At 40.8% G+C, this 17,281-nt stretch carries 10 protein-coding genes; 6 read left to right on the plus strand and 4 right to left on the minus strand.

Annotated features, from left to right (window positions below; translation table 11 throughout):
* Positions 1-217 precede the first annotated feature (217 nt).
* Positions 218-1,663: a DEAD/DEAH box helicase gene (locus tag LM917_RS13725; RefSeq protein WP_232698102.1), complete on the plus strand. Its 1,446-nt coding sequence runs from the start codon at positions 218-220 to the stop codon at positions 1,661-1,663.
* A 236-nt stretch (positions 1,664-1,899) separates the two neighbouring features.
* On the opposite strand, the gene helD is transcribed toward LM917_RS13725, so the two are convergent.
* From helD to LM917_RS13745, 4 genes are all read right to left on the minus strand, one after another.
* Entirely contained in the window at positions 1,900-4,257 is a 2,358-nt protein-coding gene (helD, locus tag LM917_RS13730; RefSeq protein ID WP_232698103.1) for an RNA polymerase recycling motor HelD, read from the minus strand.
* 376 nt (positions 4,258-4,633) lie between these two features.
* Complete coding sequence (locus tag LM917_RS13735) at positions 4,634-6,448, minus strand: SH3 domain-containing protein (RefSeq protein WP_232698104.1); 1,815 nt, start codon at positions 6,446-6,448, stop codon at positions 4,634-4,636.
* Entirely contained in the window at positions 6,445-7,386 is a 942-nt protein-coding gene (locus LM917_RS13740) for a hypothetical protein (protein ID WP_232698105.1), read from the minus strand. Before LM917_RS13740 ends, LM917_RS13735 begins: the two co-directional genes overlap by 4 nt.
* Positions 7,383-7,529 carry a hypothetical protein gene (locus tag LM917_RS13745; protein ID WP_232698106.1) on the minus strand — a complete coding sequence of 49 codons (147 nt, stop codon included), beginning with the start codon at positions 7,527-7,529 and terminating at the stop codon, positions 7,383-7,385. Before LM917_RS13745 ends, LM917_RS13740 begins: the two co-directional genes overlap by 4 nt.
* Before the next feature lie 210 nt (positions 7,530-7,739).
* On the opposite strand from LM917_RS13745, the gene LM917_RS13750 reads away from it, so the two are divergent.
* The 5 genes from LM917_RS13750 to LM917_RS13770 are packed head-to-tail and all read left to right on the plus strand — an operon-like array spanning position 7,740 to position 17,271.
* Positions 7,740-9,527, plus strand: coding sequence for a vWA domain-containing protein (locus tag LM917_RS13750; RefSeq protein ID WP_232698107.1), 1,788 nt, complete (start codon positions 7,740-7,742; stop codon positions 9,525-9,527).
* Positions 9,528-9,540: 13 nt separating this feature from the next.
* Positions 9,541-12,930 carry a tubulin-like doman-containing protein gene (locus LM917_RS13755; RefSeq protein ID WP_232698108.1) on the plus strand — a complete coding sequence of 1,130 codons (3,390 nt, stop codon included), beginning with the start codon at positions 9,541-9,543 and terminating at the stop codon, positions 12,928-12,930.
* Positions 12,931-12,984: 54 nt separating this feature from the next.
* Positions 12,985-15,324, plus strand: coding sequence for an FtsZ/tubulin family protein (locus tag LM917_RS13760; protein ID WP_232698109.1), 2,340 nt, complete (start codon positions 12,985-12,987; stop codon positions 15,322-15,324).
* 5 nt (positions 15,325-15,329) lie between these two features.
* Entirely contained in the window at positions 15,330-16,616 is a 1,287-nt protein-coding gene (locus LM917_RS13765; RefSeq protein ID WP_232698110.1) for a vWA domain-containing protein, read from the plus strand.
* A 19-nt stretch (positions 16,617-16,635) separates the two neighbouring features.
* Entirely contained in the window at positions 16,636-17,271 is a 636-nt protein-coding gene (locus LM917_RS13770) for a beta-mannanase (RefSeq protein ID WP_232698111.1), read from the plus strand.
* The last annotated feature ends 10 nt before the right edge of the window (positions 17,272-17,281 follow it).

Genomic DNA, 17,281 nt, shown 5'->3' on the forward strand with positions numbered 1-17,281 from the left:
GTCGTTGAGAGCTTTCCCGATGGATAGTGCGGAGCGGGCAGTCCAACCCCTTGTGGGCGTAGACTTTTAGCGAAGGGTGAAAAGAGAAGCTGGTTTTTTCCACTAAAGTAGGATCAAGGCAATCCTTAAAAATCCCAGCAAGGATTGGATTTTATCAACATAATCATGTACAGTCATATCAATGATAAAGAAATATACGGACAAACGAGGTTACGATATGACAGAAACAGGCTTCAGTCACTATAAAATAAGTAATGAAATTCTGCGAGCATTAGATGGCTTGGAATATAAAAATCCTACAGAAGTTCAAGATAAAGTAATACCTGTGGCTCTAGATGAGAAGGACCTAGTGGTTAAGTCTCAAACAGGAAGTGGCAAGACAGCGGCATTTGCTATCCCTATCTGTGAAAATCTGGAGTGGGCAGAGAATAAGCCTCAAGCACTGGTATTAACACCAACTCGTGAGTTAGCTGTTCAAGTCAAAGAGGATTTTACGAATATCGGCAGGTTTAAACGGATTAAAGCGACTGCGGTGTATGGCAAGTCACCATTTGCCAGACAACAGGCTGAATTAAAACAAAAAAGCCACGTGGTTGTAGGAACTCCGGGACGTGTACTAGATCATATCCAGAAAGGGACGCTAGCTCTATCGCGTTTGAAATATCTTGTAATAGATGAAGCGGACGAAATGCTAAATATGGGGTTCATCGATCAGGTAGGAGCGATCATTGAACAGCTGCCTACTGATAGGATGACTATGTTATTTTCAGCAACGTTACCGGAGGATGTGGAAAAACTAGCGGAAACGTATATGAAAGATCCGATATACATTGAAATCATCGCAACTGGTGTAACAACGGATAAAATTGATCATGCCCTGTTAGAAGTAGAAGAGAGAGATAAATTTTCTTTGCTAACAGATGTTTTAACCGTAGAAAATCCGGATAGCTGTATTATTTTTTGTGGAACTCATGAACAGGTAAATCATGTATGTAGAAAAATGGACGAGCTAGACTATCCATGTGACAAAATCCATGGGGGGATGATACAGGAAGACCGCTTTGGAGTCATGAATGATTTTAAAAGAGGAGAATTCCGATACCTGATAGCGACGGATGTAGCAGCAAGAGGGATTGATATCGAGAATATTACTCATGTCATTAACTATGATTTGCCAACAGACAAGGAGAGTTACGTACATCGAACAGGCAGAACTGGACGCGCTGGTAACTCAGGAAAAGCCATCACCTTTATGGCACCAGATGAACGGGAAAAAGTAGAGGAAATTGAAAAGTACATTGGATTTAGCATAACTAAAATTGATAAGCCTTCCCTTGAGGAAGTTACAAGAAAGAAAGCCGCATTTGAAGAGAAGCTGGATGCAGGTCCTACACTAAAAAAAGATAAAAGTGCTGAGTTAAATAGTGAAATTACGAAGCTATATTTTAATGGAGGAAAGAAAAAGAAGCTGCGAGCCGTTGATTTTGTGGGCACCATTGCCAAAATCGATGGTGTAACAGCTGAAGATATCGGGATTATTACCATTCAGGACACGGCTACCTATGTGGAAATTTTGAATGGGAAAGGGTTGCTTGTCCTGCAAGAAATGAAGAATACAACGATAAAAGGGAAACTATTGAAGGTTCATAAAGCGAGAAAGTAAAGGGGAGCCATTCGTAATGAATGGCTTTCTTTGTTGTTCATAGATTTTCCTCGTAGACTTACTTAATTAACTGATGCCGAAGCGCCAACACAACAGCCTGAGTCCGATCCCCCACTGTAATTTTCTGAAGAATTCCATAAGAAAACAGGTTGCTTAGGTATTTTTAGGCAACCTGTTTTTATTACTGTATCAGAAAGCTTCTTCGAAAAGACTTCGATAGAAGTTTTTATCACTAATTAACCATTACAATCGTATGTTTCGGGAGATAGCCCTGTAAGAAACGGACTAACTCGACCTTTGTAATAAAGATGAAGCCCATGCATAGCCCGAGTACAAGCCGTATAGAACAACTTGCGGTCACTTTCCCTTCCATACTGTTCTTCTGAAGCATTGTAGATAATGACTGCATCAAATTCTACCCCTTTTGCGAGATAAGAGGGAATCACTACCGTACCTTTTTCAAAGGTAGCAGTATCTTTATTTATCAGGCGAATTTGGCAATCACCTTGTAAGACATCATAAGCTTCCTTACTCTCTTTAGCAGTTTTGCAAATTACGGCAATCGTTCGGTGTCCAGCTGCTTGTAGCTCTCTGATTCGTTCTTTGATTTTCCCCACATGATCCACTGAACTTTCAATTCGAGTAAGGGTAGGCTTAGTCCCTTCACGATTAAAAGGTTCAATCATCTCCCCACCTGTAACAAGTTCACGCGTAAACTCAATGATTTGACGTGTAGACCGATAACTCCGAGTAAGGTCGATTGTCTCTGTTTGCTCTGCTCCAAAGAACGAGGATAACTGTGAAAGGTCAATGCTACTGGCGGAAGCATGGGCAAAAATCGTTTGATTTACATCGCCTAGTATGGTCATTTTACTGTGTGGAAACAATTTCTGGATGAAAGCGAGCTGGAAAGGAGAATAATCCTGTGCTTCATCAATGAACACATGTAAAACGGTTGTATTCGTCTGAAAACCCTCAATCAACTCTTTCAAGTACAAGTAAGGAGTTGCATCCTCATAGGCTAACTCAGAGCGATCCAGCTTTTCAATTGTTTGAGCGCAAATAGCTGCCCACTGTTTGGGAATATCCGTTTCAGGTAACAAACGAGATAAATACTCGGGATCTTGAAATAACTGACGATAAATACGAGGTATATCAACATATTTAAATCGTTTTACAGCTGTCCGTATTGGTTTAAAGCGTTTGTTTACAATCATGGAACCAAGTAGCTTCTGCTCCATTGCGAAGTCATCGAAGGTATTACCCTTTAGACGATTCCTTTTGCGAAGTTCCTCATATGCCTGTTGGTACGCATCTTGATTGAGCAATTGGACTTCATCTTCTACCCATGATCTTTTTCGTTCGAGAAGAGCCAGCTTCTTTAATTGGATAAGCATGGATTGCGTAAGTAGTCTCATGCGATTGGGAATTGGTAGAGAAGAATCCCAGGAATAAAATTTCTCCTTCATATGCTCAGAGGAAAGGAGGGTAGCACCTCTGAATGTAATATCTTTAAAAAGTAAGCCTTCCCGTTTAAGCCTTTCCACGTACTGTTTGATGGCTTGTAAAAATGAGAGAGAGGCTTTAAAACGAATTCCTTCCATGCGTGCAGCGTACTCAGGTTCATGCATAGCTATATGCATATACTCGAGTTGAGTGAAGGGATCTTCGATGCGAAATGTTTTTCCAAGTCGTTTCTCTACATAATCCTGGTAGGTAGTCTGTTGCATGTTTTCCTCACCAAGCTCGGGTAGCACGGTGGATACATAGCTGTTGAACATGGAATTGGGGGAGAACAAGACGATTTGATCAGCACGGAGCATTCCTCTGAAACGATAAAGTAAATATGCGACGCGTTGCAAGGCGGCCGATGTTTTTCCACTTCCAGCAGCTCCCTGTACAATCAGCACTTTGCTTTTTTCATTGCGAATAATACGATTCTGTTCTTTTTGAATGGTGGAGACAATGCTTTTCATCTGCGTAGTTGCTTGTTTACCGAGCACCTCCTGTAACATTTCGTCGCCAATGGTAACACCGGTATTAAACATACTGCGAATCTGTCCGTCTCGGATGATGAATTGGCGTTTTAATTCCATGGTTCCGTTTACTGTGCCGTCTGGTGTCTCGTATTGCGCTGGACCGGGTGGATAATCGTAATAAAGACTGGATATGGGGGCACGCCAATCATATACCAGCCAGTTTTCTTCGCTTTCATCCAGTAGGGAAGCTACGCCTACGTAAATGGGTTCTATAAGTTGATTGATGTCGTTCTCATGAAAATCAATACGCCCAAAATAGGGAACCTGCTTCAGTTTCCGCAATGCGATAAGTTGTTTGGTAGCATGCTGATGGGTGCGTTCTCGTTCTGACAGTAGTTCCGCTTGCTGTTTCATGCTGGCATACGTATCAGCAGCCTCACTGTGATCATCAAAATTGACAGTGACATCATCCCAGAAGTTCTTGCGGATCTCCACAATGTCTTCCTTCAATCCGCTAGTATGCTGATCGAGTGATTCCATTTGTTTATCAATTTGATCGATCACCATGTCTACCCGCACTTGTTCTTCTCGCCAATCTTGATCAACTTTACTCATAGAATCGCCCCTTTTTTACTGTATCAGAAAGTATAAACTGCGAAGCTTCTCAGCCTGATATGCATGAAAAACATCCGCTAAGGAAAGAACAGGTTTTTCGAATGTATCTCAAAAAAATCAACTACTGCCTAAAAAAAGATTTGACATCATGGCATGTTTCGTTATATAATTAAATTGGGAAATACTAATCAAAATATTAAATTAACGATAACCAATCTTTATATTATCACGATGTTTATTTGATTTCAACCGATTGATTAATTTTCTGATGAATATAAAACGGAGATGCCTTGGGCACCTCCGTTTTTTTGTGGTCTTTCGATATCCAACCAGACCGATATATCGTTTTCTGAATTAAATCCTTGTAAAAAACCACCTATTGCTCCACACTGCCTCCGGTATCTCGAATCCAGCCATCTTTACCATCAAATGAAATTTGATACCATCCGTCTTTCTCAGCGATTTTCTTTATGGAAGTATTCTTGGCTAGTTGACCGATAACTTCAAAGGTTTCTCCTGGGCCAGCATAAACATTCATCATACCTGCATCAGAAGCATGTTCACCTGTTGTTTCTGTGGCATCTTTAGATGGAGTAGAAGGCTCTGTCCCAGGGATCTCGGAATTATCCAGAGGATCTGCTGGGTTCTCTAGACTTTCCTCGTCTTTTATAAGAGGTATAGAATTATTTTCATCGTATTCCAGCCCGGTATCTTTGAGATTGAAGTAGGCACGTTCATTTTCCCCTGTACCTTTTGGATTATCCACGACTACATTATTCAGACCTTCAATGGCAAAGCTGTCTCCCTCAATTTCAAATCGCTTCACCCATTTGGATTCTGACAGATCAGGAACGAATCCATAGTAGGTGGACAAGCGCGACTCACTATCTGTTTCAACCAGAATGATGGGACTCTTTCTTTTTAAAGGGAATTCAATCGTAGTGAAATTTTTTATGACACGATTGGAAAACGAGTCATCTTCCAGGTAGACAACTGATTTGTCTGGCATTTTTGCGGCAAAATGGATCAGTTGATCATCTTTTGAGAAGGCTGCCACAAAAATCTCTGAGTCCCATTTTTTCTCATCGGACATAACTAACTGGAATGTTTTATCAGGGTATTTCTCTTGTAACAAGCGAAGCGGTTCATGGAAGGTCCAACTTTCTTGCAAGCTAACGATCAACTCAGATGTATCTGTAACAGAGCGAAGACCTTCATAGAGAGCAAGTGCTTTTTCGAATTGATTAGATTCCTCATATCGCTTTGCCTGACGTAACTGGGAATCAATATGTTGGTCAATCAGTTCAAGTACCTGTGAATCAGATGGTAAGGCATTTTTAATGTTGCGATAAGCGGTTGCTTTGGCACTGAACAAATCTAGGTCATTTTTCTGAATAGCAAGATTGATCTCGGTACGTGCGTATTTTTCAAGGAGCGTAGGAAGCCAATCTGCTTCCAAGTCCTGGTCGTTGTAGAAATTGATTCGTTTTGCTGTGGTGGATAAAACGTCCTCAAAGGATTGAGTCGATGCTATATCCTTAAATTTTTTCTGATCGTAGGAACGAAAAACAGTAACAAATTCCTGCTCTTTCTTTTTTTCATCTCCAAAATACTCAGCAGGAACGGCAGCGAAAAAGAGGATCAATTGCTCCTCATCCTTATAGGTTTTTTGAGCGAGATTGGCTTGTAGAGACGCATTAATCTGCTCTTTACCTGTTAGAAAATACGCTTTTAGTTCTGCTTCCATTTTCAAGCGATTAGAAATATCGGTGAAAAAAGCAGAGGTGATCTCATCAGCCTGAAGGGAGCCTTTCTTCAAAAAATGGTAGCTATCATATACATCTACCATCAGTTCTGGATTGGTATATGTCTTGCCTGTCTGAATCTGTTCTGATAATACTTCTAGCTGAGTACGTGTATCCGTTAATGCAGACATCGATTCATTCCAGATTTCATCACCATAACGAATGGTAGTGATGGCATTAGCCTGAGCAAATACTTCCTCAGCAGCCACCCAGTTTTTTTCTTGGTAATAAGCCATCGCCTGATCATATAAAGTAATTTTTTTAATACTAAATCCAATTTTTACGGAGAGAATGATCAATGCTATCGTAAACAGACCGAATAAAATATTGCGCAGTAACAGTGAAGTTTGATAGTCGGACATTACTTTGCGTACGAATTGTTTCATAGAACTCCTTTAAAATCAGGATCAAAGGCATAATGTTGATCCACGTGTTTTTTAGTAGCTTCATATAAATTTGTCCAATCATATTCCTGTTCTGATTTCACTATTTTTGCAAGACGCAATACTCTCTCTTTAGGCAAGAAATCAATGACTTCAATAATAAAGTCTTGATAGCGATATACATTAGCTTTAACGCGAAGCGATGCACCGGCTACTTGACCAAGTATTTGATTGCCATTTTCGCGTTGCTCGATATAAGGCATATATTTGATTACATACTCCAGAACAGCCCGATTAACCAACCATGGCTGAACTTTAAGAGCTTCGTGTAGATAGAGAATAAAATGTTTGTTATAGTCTGATGGTATGAGCGTATCTAGCTCCAGATCCATATCTTTGCGTAAGACAAAGTGGTTCAGGTATTTGAGCTTTAATATTTTGATTAAATCAGAATCAAGGAAATAGCCTACCTCTCGAATTTTTTCATAGGCATCCTTTATCCGTTTTTCCTGCACATCGGCATCTATTTCGTCCAGTTGACGTAAGAGTGAATCCTTTATATTACGTTGCTCAGCCTTGAGGTGTTTTTTAAAATGGTATTCTTTTTCGTAGATGCCATACTGTTTCTGCATCAGTCCAAATAGCAAAAAGAGCAGGAGACCTCCACCACAAGCAAGAAGTAGTTTTTCTGTTGTATCGGCAAAGATTGCTGAGAGACAGGCAAATAAACCGATCCACAAAAAGCGAGTCTGAACGTTTCGTCTCGTAATTGCCAGCGAAATCGTTTTAATAGGAACGAGAGTCTCTTCCTTATCACATATTGTGCATTCTTCATTCCATAAGATCGAATAGGAATGGCAATTTTTACAATATTTTAATCGCTCGAAGGTATGCTGTGTCTTATTGGTTTTTCGAAATTGGACTCCAATTTTTGTCTTCATCTTCGTTCATCCTCATTGTTTAACAGGCTATGTAGCAGCTGATCTGTCTCTTCTAGCGCCTTATTTTTACGTTTGAACTGCAAAAGTTGGATCAATCTCGCTCCAAGCAATAGGAAAGCTATTCCGAAAAAAATATAAGTCATTATCTATCAGTCCCCATATATGCGATGTCGAAATATGTAACATAATAATGAACATCTCCGTATTACTAATATAGCTCACTAGGTCATTCCCATTGATAGGTAGTATAATATAGAGGTAATCTTGTCATATTGTTAAGTTGAATGCAACAGTTCTCCAAATAAGAAAGAAAAGTCGACAATAAATAAAATTGGTAGTGGGGGTTCATAAAGATGTTCCAAATTGGCAGGGTATTTCGGTTCTTACTGTGTGTGGGACTTCTACTTGGTTCAGTAACCACAGGTGCTTCATTTAGCTTTGCACAGACTGGCGGAGATAAAATGGATGCCGTGTTGGTTGTGGACGTTAGTAATTCCATGACGGACAGTGATAAGAACAAAGTAAGTAATGAAGCAATGAAAATGTTTGTTGATATGACTTCTATACAGGGTAACAAGATTGGGGTCGTAGCGTATACAGATAAAATCGAACGGGAAAAAGCATTGTTGGAAGTGAAATCCGATCAGGACAAGGAAGAGATAAAATCTTTTATTGATAGTTTGCAAAAAGGTGCCTATACGGATATCTCTGTCGGGGTAGAAGAAGCGGTAAAAATCCTTGATGCCGGACATGATCCAACTCACTCCCCAATCATTGTACTGTTGGCGGATGGTAATAACTATTTGAATCCAAGTTCGGGTCGCAATCAGCAAATGTCGGATCAAAAGCTGGATGCAGCGGTACAGACTGCAAAGAGCAATGGATATCCCATCTATACCATCGGGCTTAATGCAGATGGACAATTAAATCGAGTGCCCTTGCAGGAGATTGCTACTGAAACAAATGGTAAATTTTTCGAAACAAGCACAGCAGACAAGCTTCCACAAATTTTAAGTGAAATTTTTGCCAATCATCAGAAATTAAAAGTGGTTCCCATCGATAGTATTACATCAAACGGAGAATATCAGGAAGTCGCAATTGAGATCCCTAACAACGATGTAATGGAAGCAAATATATCGATCATGTCAGGAAAGCCTGTCGAAGTAAAGCTTTTCGATCCGGCTGGTAAGCAAGTAAATATTCCTTCTGACGTTGTTCGTTATTCTAAATCAAATGCTTATTCCATGGTGAAAATGCTTAAACCAACGCAAGGTAATTGGAAGTTACAGGTAAAAGGGGTAGCAAAAGATAAAATAGACATCAATATGATTTACAATTACGATGTACAGCTTGCGATGGAGGCAATTCCAGATAAAGCCTATAAGAAAGGTGACATCATTCCAATTAAAGCAGAGCTAGCAAGCAATGGACAGAAGGTAGCAAGTCCAGACCTTTATAAGACAATGAAGGCGAGGCTCATCATCAATGATCTAACGGATAACAAGGTTACAGAGAGTGAATTAAAAAACACGGGAAGCGGATTTGAGGGAAGCTTTACTGTACCTATGGACCATGAATACGAGATTAAGGTTAAAGCCGAGGATACGAGCTTCTATCGAGAAAGTACTCCAGTGAAGGTGGATGCTAGTGGAGCTGGTACTGGTACAGGAACTGTAACGGACCCATCAACTACAGCACCAGAAGAAGAGAAACCATTCCCATGGATGTGGGTTGTAGGTGGAGTACTTGGACTCATCCTGATAGGTGGTGGGGCATGGTACATGTCCACCGTATGGAAAAAGGCGAACAAAGGATTTATCGGACAGATGGCGCTGGAAATCGTTGATGAAGACACAGGTGAAAAATCAAGTCCTCAATACAAGAAACTGAATGCCTTTAAAGGAAAAGTAAAATTGCATCAGTTGTTACAGCTAGCACCAGAATTCCAGGAAACAGATAAAATTATCTTCATACCTGGGAAGAATGATACATTAATCATCCAGAACAATTCTTCATGCCAGATTGAAAAAGCAGGCAGAGTAATTGATGCAAGCGAAGGAAGAGAACTGAAGAAGAATGATCGCATTAAAGTAACGCTTACAAGCGTGAACAAGTCAGTCTTTATAGAGTATATCGTCTAGGAGAGGATCGATTATGAAAGCAATTGTTAGAGAGCATATCCAACAGTTAGATGTATCATTAGGCGGAGGGATTGTCAGTGATAAAATTCGTGTAGACACCATCGATAATCCTATGCTGGTTATTGGACTAGGTGGAACAGGGATCGATGCATTGCTTCGTCTAAAGTATCAGGTTAATCGTCGTTTTAAATTGCCGGTTGACCCTCTTTCCAAAAAAAGAAAAGAAAAGCCGGATAACATTGAGTTCGTTGCCTTTGAAACAAACGAACATGATCGCAACAAGCGTTATAAAGGTATTGGGCTTGATCCAATAACAGAATTTGTATTGCTCTCCAATCCTGAGATCGGGGGAGTTTTGCAAAACCGCAGTATTTTGGATCCTTATATTACAGAGTGGCTTTCTTCGGAGCTAACCATTACCGATGGAATCAGCGGTGCATCAGGGGTTAGACAAGCTGGACGTTTGCTCTTGTTTACTAAAATTACACAGGTTGTACAGACGCTAGAGAAAAAGATCAAAACACTTACCGAAGGCACAAACAAGAAGCTAACGGTCTTCATTTTGACAGGTATTTCAGGTGGTACAGGTAGTGGTTGTTTCCTTGATATCGCCTATATCGTACGTGGTATCCTGGAGCGTGAATTCGGCAGTACAGGCGTAGATAAGGTGAATTCCCTAGGTTATCTGTTTACACCAGACGTGAATCTGGCGAATAAGAGTCTTAGCTCCCATACTCGTGATTACATTATGAAAAACGGCTATGCTGCCTTAAAAGAATTAGATTACTGGATGAATGCAGACGAGCGTTCCGAGCGATTCAAGCAGCAATATGGCAATGTACTGAACGTCTCTTCACCTATGCCTCCATTTAACCTGTGTCACTTGATCTCTGCTACCAATCTGGAGGGCAAGGCACTGGAAAATGCTTATGACTATTGCATGAATGTAACAGCAGAGAACATTACCAACTTCATGGCGAGTGAGGAAAAAAGGTCGGGAGAAGAATTTGCGATTCACGACTATATCAGCAACATTCGCACTAATATTAATCAGATGCCAAAAGCATATGCAGCAAACTATCAGTACAACGTAATCGGTGCTTCTTCTGCTGTTCTACCAACCGAAGAGATGACAACCTATCTCGCCTATCGATTGTTCAAAAAGATGGAGAAGATGTTTACAGTAGCGCCTACCCAGGAGGATGCGGAGAAGTTCGCTCGTAAACTGGCTATTGATATCGATTCTATCTCCCGTAAATTCGAAGAGCGCGTTCCAGAACCAATTCCAGGCTATGAAAATAGTGAACGCTTGAGTTATAGCAATGTCATTAGCCAGCAAGTGGTTAGTATCGATCATGAACTGGAGCAGGGGTACTTATCCAAGGCGAGAGAAGCTTATATCAAATCAAAGAAACAATTGCCGGGTGAATTGGTGAATGTCTTTGGCGAAATGATTACTCGCGTGTTTTTACATCCGCAGCAGGGACCGTTTTATGCTTCCCGCCTGATCCATTCCGATAAAGGGTTCTGTCTGCTTAAAATGATTCTCTCTTATACCGAGAGCTTGAAGAGTAGCTTGGAGAGTTATCCACGCGAAATTGAAGCTGCTCGTGAAACAGCTAACGAGAAGCTGGGAGATGCCAGAAGCGCCTTTATTTCCAAAGAAAAGAAAAAGAATAACTACATTGAAGCAAAAATCAATGAATTTCAACTAGCTGCCGATCAGGAAAAGATCGAACAGATGATAGAGTTTTACGAGGAGCTATACCGCCTCTTAAATGATGAGAACAATCGTGTATATAACGTTTTCACAGAAATCTTGAAAACCCTGAACCAGATTTTTGAGAAGAACGGCGATATTTTACTTAATGGTTCAGAAGAGAGCGACCGTACAGGAAATAAAACGTATTACTGGAATATCGTGAACGTGCCTGATATTGCTAAAGTAATTGGGAACATCATGGATGATAAGGATACGGATGAACTAATTCGTGACTTTACAGCTGAGCTGTTGAAACGCTCTGATAATTGGGTGAAGGAACAGGATGTTGATATTGTCAGCTCCATTTCCGACTTCTTATCCGAGAAGTTCAGTGATCTCATCACAAAATCTATGGAAGACTTTCTTGTCATTAAATACGGGCAAGATGAGACGCTAGATCGTATCGTAGAGCGCAAAATTGCAGGCAAATTAGATGAAGAGGCAATTCCAGTCTTCCATCTTAGCAATAACCTTGGCAATCTTGATTTCCCATCCTGGGGATTCGTTTCTGTTCCGGTGAAAGCACCTTCGATTTTGAAGGGGATCAAAAACTATCAGAACACATCTATCAGTGGTTCACGTTTTACTGTGAAAGAGAGCGAAGTGAAAAACCGTATTTTCTGGTTAAACACGAAAAATGGTATTCCGCTGTTTGTATACACACCGCTCAAAGTATATGAGGAGAGTTACGAGCGTACCATTCTGGAAAGAGAAGGTATTGGTCGTCACCTTGTGCAGACAGATAAGAAAAACTGGACGTATCTTCCATCCCCAATTCCAGAGAAATCATGGGGAGAAACGTATCTCAATTCACGTGTAAAAGAATATAACGCTACGGTACGTCATTTATTTGACCTTGCAATGAAGTATGGTGCAATCGTTTTGAAAGGCGCTGATAATCAAACAAGCAATCGTTATGGTTGCATCATTACCAAACCGTTTGATATTGCTAGCTTCATGGCGAAATATCAGCTTCAAAAAGATCAATCAAAAGTGAATCCTGGTGAGATTAAACGTTGTCTGGCTGAACTAAAAGGCTTCCTACAGGATGGTTTGGAGATAGACTACACCAAGGATATCTTCGGAAGTATTAACGAGGATATGGCAAAAGAGAACCTGATTCGATCTCCAGAAATGATTCGCTTGTTGCAGGATGAGGTTCGTAAGTATGGAGAGATCGCAAGTAAAGTAGCTGAGCTAGAGCAAGTCATCTCAACCATGCAGGATGAAGAAGAATTAATCAACAGCTTTATTGAGGCGATGTATACCGATACAATCACCAAAAAAGGTGCCTTGTATGTATATGACAAGGATGAAGAAGAAGAAGCATGGGACCCATTCGTTAATCTGCTAAAAGTAAACAAACACGTGGAATACGTTATTTTTGAGCAAATTCGTAACCTTGATCCAAAACAGCTGACAGCTCTTAAACGTAAAGCAGGCAAACGAAGCGACCAACTAACTTCTTCTCTTGATACGCAAGACTTGATTACGAAGCTAGGAGAATTGTCAGCCTCTTTCCAAGCTACGAAGAATGATCTGGAATACGATCGAGACGAGTATGTAAATGGAGAAGAGATGTACAGCTTCTACAAAAAAGTATGGTCAAAAGTAAATGATATGCGTAAAACGCTACAGTAAAGAATAAGATAGCGAAGTCTAAGACGTAACGATGACTAGATAGCAGGAGGAAGCATGAGGGATTTGATTGAGCAGTTCGCGACCCATTACGTGTCGGATTTAGAAAAACAACTGGATAATGAAAACGGACAGCGTAGCATTCAGAACCCTGTGCTCTTCCTCTTTCTAGGGGATAAAAGCCTGCAAGCTCTCCAAAACATTTATGCGATCAATGAGCGGAAATGGCAAAACAGCGAGGGTGTACTTTATGTTCACGCCTACTCGGAAGAAACGATAGAACGTCCTAATTTGTACGGATTTCGCTTGCCAGAACGGGATACGCATAAACAAATGATGCGGACATCCTTATATGAAAAGTTCTATCATGATGAGTCTTATTTAGTTGAGTTAAATAGAATTATGAAGCTGATCAGTATTCGAATAGCGGAGCTGAGTAGACGATTTACATCTTACCGACAAATTAACATTGCCGTGGTAACGAGAGCAGATGATACAGCTACCATCTTACTGCCTGAGCTGACGCTCTTAATGAAAAGCTACTTGGCGGAGATGTTCAAGAATGTATCAATGGATTTATACGTCTTGTTGCAGGAACGAAACGATGGGCATGATTTCGGATTTTCTGCATCGCTTGGGGTCAGTTTTCTTGAGGAATGTAATAAGTATCAACGTGGCGACTATCATTTCCGCGCTGATTTACAGATGACAGAAGACAGGGTAAAACTGGCGGTAGAACACCAGCCTGCTCCACTTTTTTCCCTAGTCTATTTACTAAGCGATAAAAATGAGCACGGAATGTTTATCGACAACGGCCGGGAAGAGAATGATGAGGTAATTAGTAATCTTGTCCTTCTTAACAATAAAGAGGTAGAAGAAGAGATTCACGAAGGTAATGAGGGTTATAACAAGGCTCAATTTATACGAAGCATTAATGGAGTAGTAGATCATGCTGCGTTTTCCTCTGCTGGTTATTCCAAAGTAACTCGTCCTACTCATGCGATTGCCCTTACTGTACTGGCACATGTATATGATCATTTTTTGAAGCGAGTGAAAGAGGGAAATAGTCAGGATTGCACAGAAGCAATGGAGATGCTTGGACTAACACCTGCACATATTCAGCGGAAGGTCATTTCCTTCTTACCGGATGAAGAGAAGCTCGATGAAATGAGCAGTCTCATGACTTCAGGAGTGAGCTTCAGCGAGCTTACCAGTATGACAATGAAAGAAGCGGAACAAGCGCTATTTGATAGAAGCAGTCAAACCTTTTTTGAATCTAATTTTGTACGAGTGGCTCGTGAACAAGTTGAGAAAGCTGGAATAGAAGGGAACTTCCGACAGCATTTCAAACAGAGCATGATTGAAAATGAGAAGATTGGACTTTATGTCGCATACGAAATGACATCTTCTCTGGAATCAAAGAGCTCAATACTGCAAGTACTTCGTGGAGCGATAAGGGAAGTCTTGAGGCAACTTGAGCATAGAGGACAAGAACTAGAGGAGATATACCGACTCAGGGTTGATCAGCTGGAAATGAAAAAGGGCGGCTTTTTTACACGGGATAAAGAACGTGTGCGGAGCTTTGTCCGACAGCTATTCCCTATGGTGTATGGTAAAAAATACGAGATTCTGGGATTAGAGCTTGAACTGGAGCTTCTTAGAACCTATGAAAAACAAATAGAAGAGATGCATCAAGAAGTGAAGCTACAGGTAGAACAACTGGAAGGAATCCAGAAACAGCTTAAAAAAATCGCACAGAAAAGTACCCAGGAAGCCGTCGATTACCTGGGGAAAAACATCGATGAATATTACGAGGTCGTGGTGCATGCCTCGATACATGCAGTAGAAGCAAAAAGAGGCCCGCGATTTTATTTTGAGGAGAGATACATGGGTCGTGTATCCGCTCTCTTACAAAATGGCATTACTGATCTCATTCAGAGATTATGTACCTTGTGTCGGAATGAGATTTTGACCAATGAATGCTTTGCCATCTCTTTTGAGGATGAATTGTTGGCACGTGCCAATGTGACTGCTTCCTACGAAAATCGGGATGTATTGACGAAAGAGGAATTGTTCAGAGATTTATCCATAGCTTTGGAGGATCGGTCATCGGTTCATATCGACATATTCCATTTCACACAAAAACATCGCTATGAAGAAAAGTACTTCTTTGCTGATAGCACCAGTGATTTTGTCCAGTATGTACTTGCTACTGAGCAAACCTTACGAACATACAAGCTGGGCTACATCCATGAAGATCAAAAAAGTGGCGTTGAGAAGTTAAAACTAATGGGCGGATTCGGGATGGAAGATCTCATGTATTATCGAAACAACAAAAAATATCATGATTCTTATATAGAAAATGGATTTGTATTTCGCCGCCAAGGAGAGGGTTGATCGTCATGAGCCACAAGAAAATAAATCTACTCATGGTTCTTTGTAGCTTGATTGGTGGGGTAATTGGCTTTTTTGTAGGAGAAATCATATTAAATCAGCTTTCAAATGAGCTCCCGCATTGGCTTTTGATCGGGCTATATTTTGGTCAGTTTGCATTCTTTGTAGGACTTCTCTGCCTGATAGCGGAGTTGATTTCACCAAGACTAAACGGAGAGGGCTGGAAACAGCGGTATAGAGGTTTTTCCTGGAAGATGCTTGTACCTAGCACGTTCATCATGATTGGTGTGGTGGCGATGCTGTTACAGTTTGTATATGGTACCAATTTCCAATGGACAGGTGGAAAAGAAAACATTGTCATGCTCCTTGATACATCGGGAAGTATGCAGGATTCAGATCCAGATGGACAAGTTTTTAAAGCAGCGGCTGATGTTATAGGCAAAATGGAGGAAGACGTGAGCGTTGCCATTTTCACCTTTAATAGTAAAGTTGAGCTGTTACAACCCCTTATTCAACTAGATGGTGCACAGGCTAAGCAGGAAGTCATACAAAAACTAGTGAATCATCCCAAACCTGATGGTGGTACGGAGATTGAACTGGCATTGAATGAAGCCTTAGCTCATTTACAAAAGGAAACTGGATTATCCGGCGCAAGTACCATTCTTCTCATGTCTGATGGTTACAGTGATGTTACGTTGCCTGATGCACTTATACCTTTTCAGGAAGCGAATATTAGAATCCATTCTGTAGGAATGAGCGCAGTAAGTGCTGATGGAACAGATTTATTGAAGCAAATTGCAGAACAAACGCAAGGGAATTATTACGATGTAACCAATGCTGATCAAATCACAGCAGTGTTTGGAGAGATCTATGAAATTAGTCGTCAGGATCGTACTCTGATTACAGAAAGAACCGGCTCTTCCGCAGATAGCTTATGGTATGCGGGACTACGAGTAGGAAGTCTGACTATAATTGGAGCGTTGTTAGGCTTAGCATTAGGATTGATTTTTGATAACAGACATTTGGCCAAGGGCTTTACCATTGGGGGAGTTGTAGGTGGTTTGCTAGCCGGTCTGGTGCTAGAGATGGGACCTACCTCGTATAGCATAATCAATATGCTAGATCGATTTATAGCTGCTATACTGCTGGCTGTTGTGTTAACGCTATTTACCGTATTTTTTCCTGTTCCAAGCCATAGTTCAGGTACTGGTAAGAATCATTTTTCTAAAGGTAGATACTCCACAAGAAATAAGGCAGATGGTGACAGAGCCGGCAATACACGCTTTGATGTATAGAGTAGGAGCATGATGTGTAATGATCAGAATGGATGAAACATCCGACTTGTTAATCAAAGATATCACATACCGTTTGCAGGGAAATGAATGCATTATGAACTGGCATTGGGCTGATTCTGTTCCTTGCGTCTATATTTATAAATCTCCCTTTGGAGAACCAGTTGACCTCGCCGAAATAACAGAAAAGCAACTTAAGCTATACACACGGGAAGAGTACAAGGCAAAAAAAGGTTACTTTGAGGTAGTAGAGGGGTTCGGGAAAAATACCTATCGGATATTCCCTTGTGCCTTGGATAACGGAAAGCCTGTCATGCTCATTCCTGAGGGAGATCAGCACATCGCCCATGTCAATTCAGGTAGAGCCAAAATCTACTATTCTTTTAAAAGAGGCCGAAGCTGGTTTAGTTCGTACCAGTCCTTGCAGATACGTATCTTTTCGGAAACTCCCATTCCAAAAGAGGTACTCTGTTATGTAAAAAAAGAGGGGTCCTCTCCGATTAACAAGGATGATGGTGTTCAATATTCTTTTCTCCGTGATATAGAACCGGGGGTTACCATTATGCCGGAAGTTGAGATTAAGAAAAAAGATTTCATTCGCCTCTTTTTCACAGATGGCAAAAAATATGGGGAGTTCTACGAATTAATTCCAGAATAGGAGGGGACCC

This window comes from Brevibacillus daliensis (genome assembly GCF_021245735.1).
Classification (GTDB): domain Bacteria; phylum Bacillota; class Bacilli; order Brevibacillales; family Brevibacillaceae; genus Brevibacillus_B; species Brevibacillus_B daliensis.